The 14437-nt window shown below is 64.1% G+C and carries 13 protein-coding genes and 1 pseudogene; 8 read left to right on the top strand and 6 right to left on the bottom strand.

Annotation, left to right across the window (positions count from 1 at the left end):
* Positions 1–236: 236 nt before the first annotated feature.
* Both VF515_03085 and VF515_03080 read right to left on the bottom strand, forming a co-directional pair.
* Positions 237–740, bottom strand: coding sequence for a nucleotidyltransferase (locus tag VF515_03085; GenBank protein ID HEX7406615.1), 504 nt, complete (start codon positions 738–740; stop codon positions 237–239).
* 284 nt (positions 741–1024) lie between these two features.
* The gene (locus VF515_03080; protein ID HEX7406614.1) at positions 1025–1831 is read right to left on the bottom strand and encodes an enoyl-CoA hydratase/isomerase family protein; all 807 of its coding nucleotides are present in this window, start codon (positions 1829–1831) and stop codon (positions 1025–1027) included.
* A gap of 218 nt (positions 1832–2049) precedes the next feature.
* Between VF515_03080 and VF515_03075 the strand changes: the two genes are divergently transcribed.
* Positions 2050–2997 carry a crotonase/enoyl-CoA hydratase family protein gene (locus VF515_03075; protein HEX7406613.1) on the top strand — a complete coding sequence of 316 codons (948 nt, stop codon included), beginning with the start codon at positions 2050–2052 and terminating at the stop codon, positions 2995–2997.
* A 6-nt stretch (positions 2998–3003) separates the two neighbouring features.
* Positions 3004–4002 carry a hypothetical protein gene (locus tag VF515_03070; protein ID HEX7406612.1) on the top strand — a complete coding sequence of 333 codons (999 nt, stop codon included), beginning with the start codon at positions 3004–3006 and terminating at the stop codon, positions 4000–4002.
* Between the two features lie 21 nt (positions 4003–4023).
* Here VF515_03070 and VF515_03065 read toward each other — a convergent pair whose 3' ends face one another.
* From VF515_03065 to recO, 3 genes and pseudogenes are all read right to left on the bottom strand, one after another.
* Positions 4024–5058: a hypothetical protein gene (locus VF515_03065; protein ID HEX7406611.1), complete on the bottom strand. Its 1035-nt coding sequence runs from the start codon at positions 5056–5058 to the stop codon at positions 4024–4026.
* 58 nt (positions 5059–5116) lie between these two features.
* Positions 5117–5269 (bottom strand): annotated as a pseudogene (locus tag VF515_03060) (ATP-binding protein).
* A gap of 81 nt (positions 5270–5350) precedes the next feature.
* On the bottom strand, positions 5351–6103 hold the full coding sequence (gene recO / locus VF515_03055) for a DNA repair protein RecO (GenBank protein ID HEX7406610.1): 753 nt from the start codon (positions 6101–6103) through the stop codon (positions 5351–5353).
* A 99-nt stretch (positions 6104–6202) separates the two neighbouring features.
* Between recO and grpE the strand changes: the two genes are divergently transcribed.
* From grpE to larB, 6 genes are all read left to right on the top strand, one after another.
* Positions 6203–6793 (top strand): nucleotide exchange factor GrpE, encoded by a 591-nt coding sequence (gene grpE, locus VF515_03050; protein HEX7406609.1) that lies wholly within the window; start codon positions 6203–6205, stop codon positions 6791–6793.
* A gap of 74 nt (positions 6794–6867) precedes the next feature.
* Positions 6868–8790, top strand: a complete 1923-nt coding sequence (dnaK, locus tag VF515_03045; GenBank protein HEX7406608.1) for a molecular chaperone DnaK — start codon at positions 6868–6870, stop codon at positions 8788–8790.
* Between the two features lie 149 nt (positions 8791–8939).
* Positions 8940–10058 (top strand): molecular chaperone DnaJ, encoded by a 1119-nt coding sequence (gene dnaJ / locus VF515_03040; protein ID HEX7406607.1) that lies wholly within the window; start codon positions 8940–8942, stop codon positions 10056–10058.
* Between the two features lie 83 nt (positions 10059–10141).
* Positions 10142–11902: an ABC transporter substrate-binding protein gene (locus VF515_03035; GenBank protein HEX7406606.1), complete on the top strand. Its 1761-nt coding sequence runs from the start codon at positions 10142–10144 to the stop codon at positions 11900–11902.
* A gap of 27 nt (positions 11903–11929) precedes the next feature.
* The gene (thiL, locus tag VF515_03030) at positions 11930–12964 is read left to right on the top strand and encodes a thiamine-phosphate kinase (protein ID HEX7406605.1); all 1035 of its coding nucleotides are present in this window, start codon (positions 11930–11932) and stop codon (positions 12962–12964) included.
* A gap of 4 nt (positions 12965–12968) precedes the next feature.
* Positions 12969–13724 carry a nickel pincer cofactor biosynthesis protein LarB gene (larB, locus tag VF515_03025; protein ID HEX7406604.1) on the top strand — a complete coding sequence of 252 codons (756 nt, stop codon included), beginning with the start codon at positions 12969–12971 and terminating at the stop codon, positions 13722–13724.
* 29 nt (positions 13725–13753) lie between these two features.
* Here larB and VF515_03020 read toward each other — a convergent pair.
* Positions 13754–14437: alpha-amylase family glycosyl hydrolase (locus VF515_03020; protein ID HEX7406603.1), on the bottom strand; the 684-nt coding region annotated here is incomplete at its 5' end.

Here is a 14437-nt window from a genome sequence, read left to right as displayed (position 1 = left end):
CTAACGAGCTTGTAGGAAAACCCCGAAAACACGTGCCTGTCCAGTTTCTCGCGAAGCCACGATTTTTCCCTGCCACGTTTCCTGACGGGCTCCAAACGCTCGGAGGGCCTCTTTTGCGACGCTTTCAGATCTTTTCGACGGAATCGTCAAGTGTAGCCTCTCGGAGGTTCACATCGAAAGTTTGCGTGTTCGCCATGCCCGTGACGGGTTTTCCCACAGCCTCAACGGCTTGCCGTTCAGCCGCGCCGCGTCTTTCCACGGCGTCGGCTGGAAGTTAGCTGCAGCCCACCTTTTGCGCGCTGAAGAATGCGAAGATCGGCTCGGTCCTGAGGGCGACGTGCCGCTTCCTTGGCTCGGATGAGTTCGTCGAGGCCGATGTAGTGCGCGGGCACTGTGCCGAATCGTGCCGACACACGGTTCCTCCACGCCGCTTCGAAGCTCGCCAAACCGGGGATCTCCGAGATCAGATCGACCCGGACCGGCGCCACCCCAAGCTGAATGATCCACCGCGGATCAGTCACGTCCTCCACCGAATACCCCAACTCGGCACCTCCAAAGAAATCTCGCAACGCAGCCAGGGCTCTGCGCGCGTTCGTCGGCGTCGGGTCAATCAGAATGTCCAGATCCTTGGTGGCGCGAGGGCGAGCGTGGAACGCGACCGCGTGGGCTCCCACGACGAGATACCGGACGCCATGGGCATTCAACGCGGCGATGAACTCTTCGTAGTCTCGGGACGCCATCGGCACCTCGCGTTTTCATGCAACTATCCAGTGCGTCCGCAACGACGTCGACGCGTTGCTCCGGGCTCAAGCCTTCGTACCAGAAACGGAAGTCCGCCTCTTCTGCCTCCGACTGACGAACTCGGGCTACCGTCCACACCCTGCCACGGGCACGCACAACCTGTACTTGCTCATCCATCGATGCCAGATTACCACGACCTCGCCGCGATCAGCTAACGAGATTGTGGAACAGCGATCGCGCTCCACCCAGAGGCCACAGGGACGAGAAAGTGCCTAGCCGGCCGTCAGTGCTCGATCTTCGGCTCGACCCAATTCGCCTCGCGCTTCTCGGCGAACGCCTTGGGACCTTCGAGCTGATCGGGGTGGTCCCACATGGCCATCAGATGTTTGCCCCCCGCCTTCATCGCCGCGGTCAATCCCATTTCCAGTGACTCCCACAGGGCTCGCTTGGAAGCGATCAAGGCGGTGGGGGAGTTCTTCGCGACCTTCTCGGCCAAAGCCTGCGCCTCGTCGAAGAGCTTGTCCGGCGGATCCACGATCTGGCTGATCATGCCCAGCTCGTAGGCGCGCTGTGCACTGATGCGTTCGTGCTTCCCGGTCATGGCCATGCGCATCACCGCTTCGAACGGCATGCGCCGTGCCAGACCGATGGTCTCGTACGCGACCACCTGCCCCACCGACACGTGCGGATCCAAGAAGGTGGCGTTGCTGGCGGCGATGACGATGTCCGCGTCGGCGACGTAATGCAGGCCTCCACCGGCGCAGATGCCGTTGACGGCACAGATCACCGGCTTTTGCACGCCGCAGTGCCAGCCGGTGAGCCGCAGGTCGAAGTTCTTCACTTTGTCCGTGGCACGTTTCATCCCGCGTGGGTCGGTTGCAATTTCTTTGACGTCCACGCCTGTGTTGAATCCGCGCCCGATGCCGCTGTTGACGATGACGCGCACGCCGGGATCGGTGTCGAGTTCGATCCAGGCCTGGGCCGTCTCTTCCATCAGCCTGGCATTCATGGCGTTCAGGGCTTGCGGGCGGTTGAAGATCAGCCAGCCCACGCGGCCGCGCTTCTCGACGATGATGGTGTCATATGCCATTCGGCTCTCATCCTTCTTTGCGTTGACTGGCTGCCACCTACCACAAAGCACCGGCGCCCGAAAAGGGGAATGGTGGGCATAGGCGCACCTGTCACTGGCGGAATGGATTCGCACCCCGACGTTCCTCCTTCAGCAATCTCCTGGCAATCGAACGACCAGCTTGTGACTGGAGGCGCAACGCGTGCTACGCCTGGCTGGAGACTTGGAGGAGGATGCACATGCCGACTCGGAAAAGGACCCAGAGGAAGGCGCGGAAGAGCAGCCGGATAGCGTACGAGACTTTGCTGTACGATGTCGATGATGCGATCGCGACGATCACGCTCAACCGGCCGGACCGGCTGAACACGATCGTGCCGCCGATGCCCGACGAGATTGAGGCCGCAGTGCATCGCGCCGTCGCCGATGCCGAGGTCAAGGTCATCGTGCTTCGCGGCGCTGGCCGCGCCTTCTGCGCTGGGTTCGACTTCGCGGGCGGCTTTCACCACTGGGACGCGCGGCTGACCACCGACGGCAAATGGGACCCCGGCAAGGACTTCGTTGCGGCTACCGCCCCCAGCCTGGCACCGGTGCCGAAGTTCATGAGCCTGTGGCGTTCCCCCAAACCGGTCATCGCCCAGGTCCACGGCTGGTGCGTCGGGGGCGGGAGCGACATGGCGCTGTGCGCCGATCTGGTGATTGCCAGCGAGGACGCGCGCATTGGGACCCCCTACTCGCGGATGTGGGGCTGCTACTTGACGGGCATGTGGCTGTACCGGCTCGGGCTGACGCGGGCCAAGCAGTTCGCGCTGACCGGCAAGCCCCTCTCCGGCGTCGAGGCCGCGGAGATCGGGCTGATCAACACCGCCGTGCCGTTCGAGCGCCTCGAGAGCGAGGTGCGGCGCACGGCGCGCGAGCTGGCGTCCGTGCCGCCCTCGCAGCTGGCGTGCATGAAGCTCATCGTCAACCAGGCGTACGAGAACATGGGCCTGGCCTCCACGCAGGCGCTCGGACCGATCCTCGACGGGCTCATGCGCAACACCCCGGAGGCCCACCGCTTCATCGAGATGGCCGAGCGCCAGGGGGTGTCGGCCGTCGTCGCCGCGCGGGACGGCGCCTTCGACGACTATAGCCAGGCGCCACCTGAAGAGCAGCCCAACCCGGCGAACGTCATCCGCGTTCGGAGGTAGACACCCATGCCCAGTTTGACCCCCGCCGACGAGTTGTTCCTCCACCAGATCCCCGAACCGCTGCCGAACGTAGTGACCCGCCACGAGCACTGGCGCGAGAGCTACTACTTCATACTTCATCCCCGCACCGGCCCGGGAGACGTGATCGGCCTGACCATGGCGCACTACCCGCAACGGGAGGAAATGGACGCCTTGCAGCTCGGCCGCATCGGCGGTCAGCGAATCTTCGCCCGCCATGTCCGCCCGTACGCCGGCGATCCGCACACCACCGTGGTCGGCCCCGTGGCCATCGAGATCGTCGAACCGTACAAAACGGTGAAGCTACGCGTCGATGCCGCCACAGCGCCGGTCGGACTCGACCTCACCTTCCGTGCCCGTACCCGAGCCTACGGTCTGCGGCGTGGCACGATGAAGGCCGGCGACGAGATCATCTGGGACCAGAGTCATATGTTCCAGTCGGGCAGCTTTTCGGGCAGCTACACTTATGAAGGGCGGACCTATCCGGTCGACGACTGGTGGGGGGCGCGGGACCACTCGTGGGGAATTCGTGATCACGGCCGCTGTCCGCTGTGGTTGTGGATTGCCATTCAGTTGCCCGACGGCATGCTCGGCGTGTGGCACTGGGAGTACGCCAACGGCGCCCGGGTGTACACCGATGGCTGCTTTGCCCCCGTCAACGGCGGAGAGCCGGTCCCGGTCATCGACTTCCGGCACGATTTGCATTGGATCGGCGACGACGGCCAGCCCGCCGACTACGGGGCGGACGGTAGCGGCACCCGTGGCCTTGCCGGTCGCGTCGAGTTTACGCTCCAGGGGGGCGCCACGATCACCGTCGACGGCAGCGGCCGCTGGGCCGCTCCCTACGAGCCTTTTCATCGCGGCGGGTCGAACGAGATGGTGGTGTCGACCACCGACGGGCGGCGCGGCACCGCGATCTACGAGGTGACGGGCGCCCACCACCACCGCTTCTTCCCCGCGACCAAGGTGCCGGGCCTGCCGACGTGACGCAGCCTCAGCAGGTGGAGGCTACTTCACGTCCGGACCGACCGGCTTGCCGTCGACGATCTGGTCGAGATATTCGGACAGGCCGTAGCCGGTCTTGCCGTCGCAGGTATACTCCGTCATGCCCTCGGTGATGCGCGTGACGAGATCGGTGCCGTCGTCGCGTTGGCGGCGGTTGCGCAACGGGATCATCGAGATCACCCTGCCCTGTACTTCGTACTCACGTTCGTCCGTCTTCGCCCAGGCCCGCAGCTTGGTCTGGTACCAGTTCTCGTCCCACTCGCTCTCGATGCGGGCTTCGTTGATCATCACGTACTCGCCGTCACGCAGCACCATGCCGCTGCGGAGCGGCTCGCCGCCTTCGATGCCAATTAGGGAGATCATCATCCCGAAGTCGGGGCCGAAGTTCATCGGCAGCCAGCGGTACCAGGTAATACTCTGCCAGTAGCGCGGCCCCCACGACTTGTCACGCAGGCCGAAGCCGTCGACCTCCCAGTGCTTCCCGTCGATGTCGAAGCTGCCCTTCGCGGCGACGTGTTGCTCATAGTGCGCCTTGGCAAAGGACTTCTCGGGATCGACGGGGATCTCCGAGCCGTCCTCGCGCACCGGCCGGCCGCCGTACATCGGCGCGATGCCGCGGTAGTCGAGGTCGATCTTGCAGTTGACCAGCGGGTTGTTCTTAAAGGCCCGCGACGGGTGCGCCATCTCCAGCGGGTTGCTGAGCAGGAGAACCATGCCGTCGTAGGTCACGTGTTGCCGCTTGAACGGCTCGATCACCTCGAAGCGCATACCGCCGGCGTTCAGTTCGTTGTTGCTGTCGATCTTCGGGCGGTTGAACATGAATCCGACCCGCCCGTCGGGCAGATAGAGGCAGGCCGATGTCTCCGCATAGCCCTCGTTGACGCGATTGCCGAGGCGGAACCAGCCACCGATCTTCTGCACCGGATCGAACACATTGAAGTACATGCTCTCGTTGTAGTTCTTGGCGGCGTCGGGTTCGTGGCAGTACTCGTCCGCGGGCTCGAGGAGTAGTCGGTAGCCTTTCACTGTCGTGCTCATGCGCGCTCCCTTCCGCAACAAAGATCAGACCAATTGTATCCTTCTCGACCACGTGGGCTCAGTGTGCAAGCGGTAGCGTGAACGAGACTGTGGTTCCCTTGCCGGCTCCGCTTTCGGCCCAGATGCGGCCGCCGTGCGCTTCTACTGCCAGCCGGCAAAACGCGAGCCCTAAACCGCTGCCACGACCCCCGCCGCTGCCAGACAACCAGCCCCACCGTGACCGCCAGAAAGGCGGTGAACATTAACGCGATGGAATGGAATGAAGACTGCCAATGCATGTTGCTTGCCGTCATCATCGGAGCACCGCGATCAGTTTCACCGAACGTAGCGGTCGAGGCAAATGCAGGGCGAGCAGATGGCCCATGAGCTGCGCCGCCTCGGCAGCCGTCGCGGCCGGGAAGCGGCGGTACCGGGCTTCGCCGAGGGGCAACACTTTGAGATCGCCCAGGGCGGCGAGCGTCTCGCCCGCGACGGGAACCATGGACTCTCCCTTGGCACGACAAGCTGCGCACACCACGTTGCCGTGTATGGGGTCGAGAAACACGCTTGCCGCTGAGGTCACCAGTTCGTGGCAGCGCCCGCAGCTCTGCAACTGCGGGTCGTAACCGGTGTGATAGAGAAGCCGCAGCTCGAAGCCGCGCAAGAAGGCGGCGGTTGCGGGCCCCTGCCGCAGTTCAGCGAGCCCTTCGGCGAGCAGGGCATAGAGCTCGCGGATGGGCTGGCCCTCGGCGGTAAGTTGGTCGACGAGCTCGACCAGATAGCTGCCGTAGGCGAATTTGGCCGGGTCGCTGAGAGGTCCGGCGGGTTCCAGGAGGTCGCAGCTCTCCAAGAACACCAGACTGGCCCCTGGGCGCGTACGGAAGTACGCGCGCACGCGGGTGAAGGCATCCAGACAGTTGGCGAAACGGCGGCGGGAATTCTTTGCCCCTTTGGCAATACCGGTGAGCTTGCCCGCATCCTCGCTCAAGAACGTTACGATCTTGTCCGATTCACCGTACGACCGCGTGCGCAGAATGATGGCCTGGCTGGCTTGCGATGGACCCATTGGGATGCAAACAAAACACCGGATCGCGACCTTGACAAGGCCACCGTACGTCATTACCTGACAACCCCCACTAGGTGCGACCATTCTTTCGGGAGGAGCATGAGCCAAGACGACGTGAACGATGAGAAGGCGGAGGGGACTGCGACAACGCAGGAACAAGCCGAAGGTGCCGCTAGCGCGCCGGAGAGCGAAATCGAGCCACTGCGCCAGAAACTAGCCGAAAAAGAGGATGAAGCCCGGGTCAATCACGACCGTTTTCTGCGCGAGCGGGCAGAGCTGGAGAATTTCAAGAAGCGGATGCTGCGGGAGAAGGCCGAGGCGCTGCGGTTTGCCTCTGAACCGCTGATTCGGGATCTGATTCCGGTGATCGACAACCTCGAACGCGCGCTAGAGTGCGGCGAGGGCGACGGCAAGTCCGTGATCGAAGGCGTCGGCATGGTTGTGAAGTCGCTCCTGGAGATCCTCGATCGACACGGAGTGAAGCGGATCGAGGCCTTGGGGCAGCCGTTTGATCCGGCGCACCACCAAGCCATGTCCCAGGTCGAATCAGCGGAGCACGAACCGAATCAGGTGGTGGAACAACACCACACCGGCTACCTCCTCTACGACCGCTTGCTCCGCCCGGCTCTGGTAACGGTCAGCACGCGAAAAAGCCAGGATACGGTTGAAAGTGAGCAGAAGCGTGATTAACCGGTAGGCACGGATACGGCGCGGGCATCTTATGGTACCGGTGGAACCCTGACGTACCGAAGGAGACAAGCATAATGTCGAAAGTCATCGGAATTGATTTGGGCACGACCAATTCGTGCGTGGCGATTATGGAAGGGGGTGAGCCCAAGGTCATCCCGAACGCCGAAGGCGGTCGCACCACTCCGTCCGTCGTCGCCTTCACCGAGGCGGGCGAACGCCTGGTCGGACAGATCGCCTACCGCCAGGCGATTACGAACCCGGACAACACCATTTTTGCGGTCAAACGGCTGATGGGCCGCAAGTACGACGATGCGGAAGTCCAGAAAGCAATGAAGGTGCTGCCGTATAAGATCGTCCGGGCGGACAACGGCGACGCTTGGGTCGAGCTTCGGGGCAAGCGCTACAGCCCGGCTGAGATTTCGGCGTTCATTCTCCAGAAGATGAGGCAAACCGCCGAAGACTACCTCGGGGAGAAAGTCACCGATGCGGTCGTCACCGTGCCGGCGTACTTCAACGACAGCCAGCGGCAGGCGACCAAGGATGCCGGCCGGGTCGCCGGACTGAACGTGCTGCGCATCATCAACGAGCCCACGGCGGCTTCCCTGGCGTATGGCATGGACAAGAAGAAGGACGAGAAGATTGCCGTCTTCGATCTCGGCGGCGGGACGTTCGATATCTCGATTCTGGAAATCGGCGAGGGCGTGTTCGAGGTCAAGGCGACCAACGGCGATACCTTCCTGGGCGGCGAGGACTTCGACCATCGCATCATGAATTACCTGGTGGATGAGTTCCGCAAGGACCAGGGCATCGATCTGCGCCAAGACCGCATGGCGCTGCAGCGCCTGAAAGAGGCTGCGGAAAAGGCCAAGTGCGAGCTCTCCACCTCGACCGAGACGACCATCAATCTGCCCTTCGTCACCGCCGACCAGAGCGGTCCAAAGCACCTCAACATGAAGCTCACCCGGTCCAAGCTGGAAGCGCTGTGCGCCGAGTTGCTGGATAAGCTGGATGGGCCGTGCCTCACGGCACTCCGGGACGCCGGACTGAGCGCCAGCGACATTGACGAAGTCGTTCTCGTCGGCGGCATGACGCGGGTGCCCGCCGTCCAGGCGCATGTGAAGAAGCTCTTCGGCAAGGAACCCCACCGGGGCGTGAATCCCGACGAAGTGGTGGCTGTCGGCGCCGGCATTCAGGGCGGTGTGCTCAGAGGCGAAGTGAAGGACGTCGTGTTGCTCGACGTGACACCGCTATCGCTCGGCATCGAGACCCTTGGCGGCGTGTTCACCAAGCTGATCGACAAGAACACCACCATCCCGACCAAGAAGAGCCAGACCTTCTCGACCGCTGCGGACAACCAGACGGCGGTGACCATCCGCGTCTTCCAGGGCGAGCGGGAAATGGCGGCCGACAACAAGCTCCTGGGCCAGTTCGACCTGATCGGCATCCCACCCGCCCCGCGCGGCATGCCGCAGGTCGAGGTCACCTTTGATATCGATGCCAACGGCATCGTGCACGTGAATGCCAAGGACCTCGGCACGGGGAAAGAACAGTCGATCCGCATCACGGCCTCCAGCGGCCTGACCGAGCAAGAGATCAAACAGATGGTCAAGGACGCCGAACTCCACGCGGCCGAAGACCACAAGCGTCGCGAGACGGCGGATGCGCGCAATCAACTGGACAGCCTCGTGTACCAAACGGAGAAGTCTCTCAAGGAACACGGCGGCGATCTCGACGCGGCGATCAGAAGCGGCATTGAACAAGGGCTGGAGAAGGCCAAGAAGGAACTCGAAGGGCAGGACGCCGCAGCCATGAAGACCGCCGCCGAGGAGCTCACCAAGTCGGCTCATAAGCTGGCCGAGGCGATCTATGCCAAGGCGTCGCAGCAGGGCGGACAGGGGCCGCACCCCGGCGCAGGCACAAGCGGCGACGGCGACGGCGAGGGCAGCAAGCCGAAGGAGGACGTCGTCGACGCGGACTTCGAAGAAGTGAAAGGCTGAGCCGTCTCTTGCTGCCGGACACCCAGAAGCCCTCCCCCTCGACTGATGGGGAGGGCTTTTGTATTGTTGCGGACGAAGTGCCGTTGCAACCAGATCCGCTAGAGGTCCGAGCGCCATGCTGCCGGGCTGAACCGGCATGAGGAGGAAGTTTGGTGGCGCAAAAGCGCGATTACTATGAGATCCTGGGCGTGAGCCGCGGCGCCGGCGAGGAGGAAGTCAAGAAGGCTTACCGCAAGCTGGCGATGAAGCACCATCCCGACCGCAACCCGGGTGATCGGGCCGCCGAGGAACGGTTCAAAGAAGCCTCTGAGGCGTATCAAGTGCTGACCGACGCCGAGCGCCGCGCACAATACGATCGCTTCGGCCACGCGGCCTTTGACCAGCGCGCCGGTTTCGGAGGCTTTGATTTTTCTGGCGCCGGATTCGAAGACATCTTCAGCGACATCTTCGGGGACTTCCTCGGAGGCGGCCGCGGCCGCAGCCGTAGTCGGGCGAGGCGAGGCGAGGACCTGCGCTACGATCTGACCATCAAATTCGAAGAAGCGATTGTCGGTACCGAAAAAGTGATCAACATCCCACGTCTGGCCAGCTGCGAAACGTGCGGCGGCAAAGGCACCAAGGATGGGACCCCCCGCGCCACCTGCACGGCATGCCGCGGCAGTGGACAGGTGCGGTTCCAACAGGGGTTCTTCACCATCGCCAAGACCTGTGGCCAGTGCAATGGCCAGGGATCGGTCATCAAGGATCCGTGCCGTGCCTGCGGCGGGAACGGCGCGACCCAGAAGATGCAGGCGCTCAACATCAAGGTGCCTGGCGGCGTCGATACCGGCTCCCGGCTGAAACTACGGGGCGAGGGTGAACCTGGGCGAAACGGCGGACCACCGGGCGACCTCTACATCGTCATCGACGTGCGCGAACATCCCCTGTTTACGCGCCACGAGGACGACATTGTCTGTGAGATCCCCATCAGCTTTCCCCAGGCGGCGCTGGGGGCTGAAATCGATGTCCCAACCCTCGACGGCAAGGTGAAGCTGAAGGTTGCTGCCGGCGCGCAGTCGGGCGCCGTGATGCGGCTGAAAGGTAAAGGCGCGCCCAGTCTGCGTGGCGCCGGTCGCGGTGATCAGTTGGTGCGCATCGTGGTCGAGACACCGCGTAAGCTGACCGCTCGGCAACGGGAACTGCTGGAGGAGTTTGCACGCAGCAGCGGAGAAGAGGTACACCCCCTGGCGAAAGGATTCCTGGATAAGGTAAAGGAGATGCTCGGCTGATGGTTGCCAACGCTCGACCGATGCTTCGCTCGACGGCTTGGTGGATCGCTGTCACGCTCGCCTTCCCGGCATGTAGCGCTAGGGTGAGCACCCCTCCGGAGTTTTCAGCTGCCGTGCGCCGTGGCGACGAGGCGTTCCAATATAAAGAATATGAGAAGGCCGTCGCTGCTTACCGAACCTATCTCGATCAGACAGATCATGGTCTGTATACGGCGCGGACTTTCTACAAAAGTGCTCTGGCACAGTACCGACTCGGCCATTATCGAGAGGTGCTGACAACCCTGGACGAGCTGTCCGAGCGGTATCCAAAGGAACACTGGGTACAGGTCGAGGTGCTACGCGGCGACACGGCGCACGCCATGGGGCACCCCACCGCCGCGCTGGAGGCCTGGGATGCTGCGTGGAAGATCGGCGGCGATGCCGAGCGTCAACAACTACGTCAGCGGATCCTCAGCACGGCGCGACAGCTCAGCGACCCGGAGCTCGCCGGCGCGCGGCAGGTCGTGAGCTCGGATGACGTCGCCGAATTGCTCGATCAACAGGTGGCGCGGCGGCAGACCCACGAAATCAACGAGCCTATTCCGGACGAGAGCCGAGAGGGAGAGACGATGGCAAAAGCGCCATCGCGGGTCCCTGCTCCGGCACAAGCCGCGGCTCCCAAGCCCGGAACGAAAGTGGCGGCCCGTGCCGTCACCAAGGTAACCGAACAGGCGCCAGCGACGAGGCCTGCTGAATCTCCCAAGGTGGCAGCGGAGGTTGGCAACGGCGGTTCCGCATCGTTGCCCGGCCGGGCCGCCCTCGCCGAGGCACCGCAAGTGGAACCAGTGCAGGGTACCGCCAAGGTGGGCTGTATGTTGCCGCTGAGTGGGCCCTCTCGTCAGCTCGGCCAGCGATCGCTCCGGGCTTTGCGCCTTGCCTTTGGCGCGGAGAGCGACCGACTCGTCGTGAAAGACACCGGGAGTGATCCGGTAACCGCGGCAAACATGCTGGACGAATTGGCGCGCGATCCGAGCGTGCTGGTCGTAATCGGCCCGTTGGAGGGCGATGTTGCCCAAGGGGTGGCGCCGCGCGCTGAACAGGCGCACCTGCCGCTGTTGTTACTGTCGCCTGGTGGCGGACCAACGGGCCCGTTCGTTCTGCAGGCCGGCGTCGGGCGTTCCGGAGAGGTCCACGCGTTGCTGGAATATGCCATGGAGAAAGTTCGGTTGCGTCGCTTTGGGGTGTTGTATCCCAAGGACGCGCACGGAAAGGAATTGCTGGAGGCGTTCCGCACTGAGGTCGAGCGCCGGGGTGGTACGGTGGTGGGGGCCGGCGCGTACCCGCCGGGAAGCGAAAACGTCGCGTCCGATGTCAGGATCGTCAAGAAGTGGCGTCAGGCGCAGAACCTCCAGGCGGTGTTTCTCCCCGACAGTGCGACGGCCGCAGCGGGCTTTGCCAAGTCGCTTCAGGAAACCATGCCTGACGTCACCCTGCTGGGCGTCCACGGTTGGGAAGGGCTTGCCAGCCCAGACGGTGCTTTGAACGGTGTGCTCTTTGCCGAAGACTTTTATGGGGGCAGCGCCAGAGCGGGGACGCGGGCGTTCGTGGCGGCGTTCCTGCAGACCTATGACGAGGCGCCTGGTGTGGCTGAGGCCCAGGCGTATGACGCGGCGCTGCTGGCCCGACGGGCTCTCGATACCGGCGCACGCTCACGCAGCGACTTGTTGCGGCAATTGCGCGGGCTCGGTCCGGTCGAGGCCGCAACCGGCGAGCTCAAGGTCACGGCCGAGGGAGTGCAACGCATTCCGTTTCTGCTGCAAGTGTACGACGGCAAGTTGCAGGAAGTCAGTGCTCCCCCGGCTTGATCCACCGCCGCCTCATTGAGGCCAGGCGTGCACAACCGACGGCCAACGCCGATGTCATTGCGCCTGAGAACATCGCACACCATTGCCGACGTCGGCGAGTTCGGTGTCCTTTCCCGGCTCTTGCCCCGGTTGCCAGCGGGAGCGGGCACGCTCGTCGGCCCTGGTCAGGACTGTGCCGTCATCGGCAACGGCACGCAGCGCTGGCTCTTCACCGTCGACGCCTTGGTCGAAGGTGTCCACTTCGAACCGGAATGGATGTCGCCGCACCAACTCGGCCGCAAGAGCTTCGCGGTGAACGCCAGCGACATCGCGGCGATGGGGGGACGCCCGCGCTTTTGCGTCGTCAGCCTTGGTCTGCGCCGCTCGTACTTGGTGCGCGACCTCTCTGCCCTCCAAGGCGGAATTGTCGCGGCGGCGGGTGAATGTGGCGCGTCGGTCGTCGGCGGCAATCTGGCGCGGTCGGAGAAGTTGTTCGTCTCCATTGCCCTGCTGGGTGACGCACCCAAACGGATCGTGACGCGACAGGGCGCCCGCCCGGGTGATCGGATCTATGCGACCGGGACGTTAGGTGATGCTGCGCTCGGGATTCGCCTGCTTCGTGGCGGTGCCACCCGTGGCAGTGCCACCCAGAAGCGGGCGGCCCATGCGGTTCGCCGTTTTCGCGAGCCTTTGCCGCGGCTGCAGGCGGGACGTCTGCTGGTCAGCGCCGGCATCGTGTCGGCGATGATCGATGTGAGTGACGGGCTGATCCAAGACCTCGGTCACATCTGCCGTGAAAGTCAGGTAGGCGCGGAGATTCAGACTGACCAGATCCCGCTTTCGGCGGCTTACCGCGCCGCGCTGGGAGCCGACAGATCGCTTGCGTTGCATGGGGGCGAGGATTACGAATTGCTGTGCACGGTGCCGGAGCGAAATGTGAAAAGGCTGGAACGCCTGCAAGCACGGCTCGGGTGTTCGATCACCTGCATCGGCCGGATGGCTCGCGGCCGCGGCGTTCGCCTGACCGGCACCGGGAGCACGCTGTCGAAGGCCGGCGGCTACGACCATTTTCGGCGGCAATGAACCCATGGATCCCCATCGCTTGAAAGAACTGCTGGCTCAGGTCGGCGCCGGCACCGTGAGTGCCGATGAGGCCCTCGATGTGTTGCGCTCGCTGCCGTTCGAGGACCTGGGTTTCGCCAAAATCGACCACCACCGCCAGTTGCGGACGGGGTTTCCTGAGGTGATTTTCGGTTCCGGCAAGACCGCCGAGCAAATCATCGAGATCGCACGCCGCCTGAAGGACAACGCCCAGAACGTCTTGATCACCCGGTTGACACCAGCCGAGGCGGAGCAGGTGCGGCGGGCCTTTCCGGACCTGACCTATTCTGCCCACGCCCGCGTTGGGACCCTCATTCATGCACAGCCGGAAATCACCGGCCGCGGTTTGATCCTCGTCGTCGCTGCCGGCACCTCCGACGTGCCGGTGGCAGAAGAGGCCGCGCTCACCGCCGAGCTGATGGGCAACACCGTGGAGCGGGTGTACGACGTCGGCATCTCCGGCATCCACCGCCTGTTTGCGCACCACGACAAGCTGCGCGCAGCGGCGGTCCTGGTCGTCGTCGCGGGGATGGAAGGTGCCCTGCCGAGCGTCGTCGCGGGCCTGGTCGATCGCCCCGTCATCGCCGTGCCCACCAGTATTGGCTACGGCGCCAGCTTCGGCGGTCTGGCGGCGTTGTTGGCCATGCTGAACTCGTGCGCCGCCGGGGTCACGGTGGTCAACATCGACAATGGCTTCGGCGCCGGCGTCGCCGCCGGCTTGATTAATCGGCGTGAGGCGTGAATCGTTTATGAGTTTCGTACCGACTCTGCTCAGTCCAGCGCGCCGATCACGCCTTCGCTAGGGCCGAGCTCGAATACGTCCGTCACCGGCCCGGGTTGTCGCTCGCAATCGGTGGAGAGAACGATGTGGCCGGGCGCGGGTAGCGGCACCGTCCGCTGCTCCGCAGCGAAGTTCAGTGCGACGAGTCGCCGCTCACCTTCGTGCTGGCGCAGGAAGATGAAGGTGTCAGGAGGCCCGTCCAGCGGGCGATAGTTTCCACGTCGCAGGGCGGCGGATTGCTTGCGGTACCAGATGATCCGGCGATAGAAGCTGAGAACCGATCGCGGATCGGTAGCTTGCCGCGCGACGTTGACCGACTCGAAATCCGGCGCGATCGGCAGCCACGCGTCGGCGGCCGTGGTGAAGCCGGCCATGTGGCCGGCGTCCCACTGCATCGGCGTGCGCTCGGGATCGCGGCCGACGGCGGGGAAACGCTTGCCGACCGGATCGCAAACGCGCTCGGTCGGAATCATGCCGTCGAGCATGCCGATTTCTTCGCCGTAGTAGAGGAAGGGCGTCCCGCGCAGCGTCAGGAGCATGAGCGCCGCGAGCCGCGCGTGCGCCGCGCCGTGGACCGGATCGTCGAACCGCGAGCGGTGCCGCGGCACGTCGTGATTCGACAGCACGTAGGTCGGCTGGGCCGCCACCGGCCACAGCCGCTCGATTTCGTCGAC

Source organism: Candidatus Binatia bacterium (genome assembly GCA_036382395.1).
Taxonomy (GTDB): domain Bacteria; phylum Desulfobacterota; class Binatia; order HRBIN30; family HRBIN30; genus JAGDMS01.
Note: the sequence above shows the minus strand (reverse complement) of the source record. Positions and strands in the feature narration are given on the sequence as shown.

What these genes read in the sequence shown, in the direction of transcription:
- recO (HEX7406610.1), bottom strand. Translation starts at nt 6,103, where the DNA reads ATGGGTCCATCGCAAGCCAGCCAGGCCATCATTCTGCGCACGCGGTCG.
- VF515_03075 (HEX7406613.1), top strand. Translation starts at nt 2,050, where the DNA reads ATGCCGACTCGGAAAAGGACCCAGAGGAAGGCGCGGAAGAGCAGCCGG.
- grpE (HEX7406609.1), top strand. Translation starts at nt 6,203, where the DNA reads ATGAGCCAAGACGACGTGAACGATGAGAAGGCGGAGGGGACTGCGACA.
- VF515_03085 (HEX7406615.1), bottom strand. Translation starts at nt 740, where the DNA reads ATGGCGTCCCGAGACTACGAAGAGTTCATCGCCGCGTTGAATGCCCAT.
- VF515_03070 (HEX7406612.1), top strand. Translation starts at nt 3,004, where the DNA reads ATGCCCAGTTTGACCCCCGCCGACGAGTTGTTCCTCCACCAGATCCCC.
- larB (HEX7406604.1), top strand. Translation starts at nt 12,969, where the DNA reads ATGGATCCCCATCGCTTGAAAGAACTGCTGGCTCAGGTCGGCGCCGGC.
- VF515_03065 (HEX7406611.1), bottom strand. Translation starts at nt 5,058, where the DNA reads ATGAGCACGACAGTGAAAGGCTACCGACTACTCCTCGAGCCCGCGGAC.
- dnaK (HEX7406608.1), top strand. Translation starts at nt 6,868, where the DNA reads ATGTCGAAAGTCATCGGAATTGATTTGGGCACGACCAATTCGTGCGTG.
- VF515_03080 (HEX7406614.1), bottom strand. Translation starts at nt 1,831, where the DNA reads ATGGCATATGACACCATCATCGTCGAGAAGCGCGGCCGCGTGGGCTGG.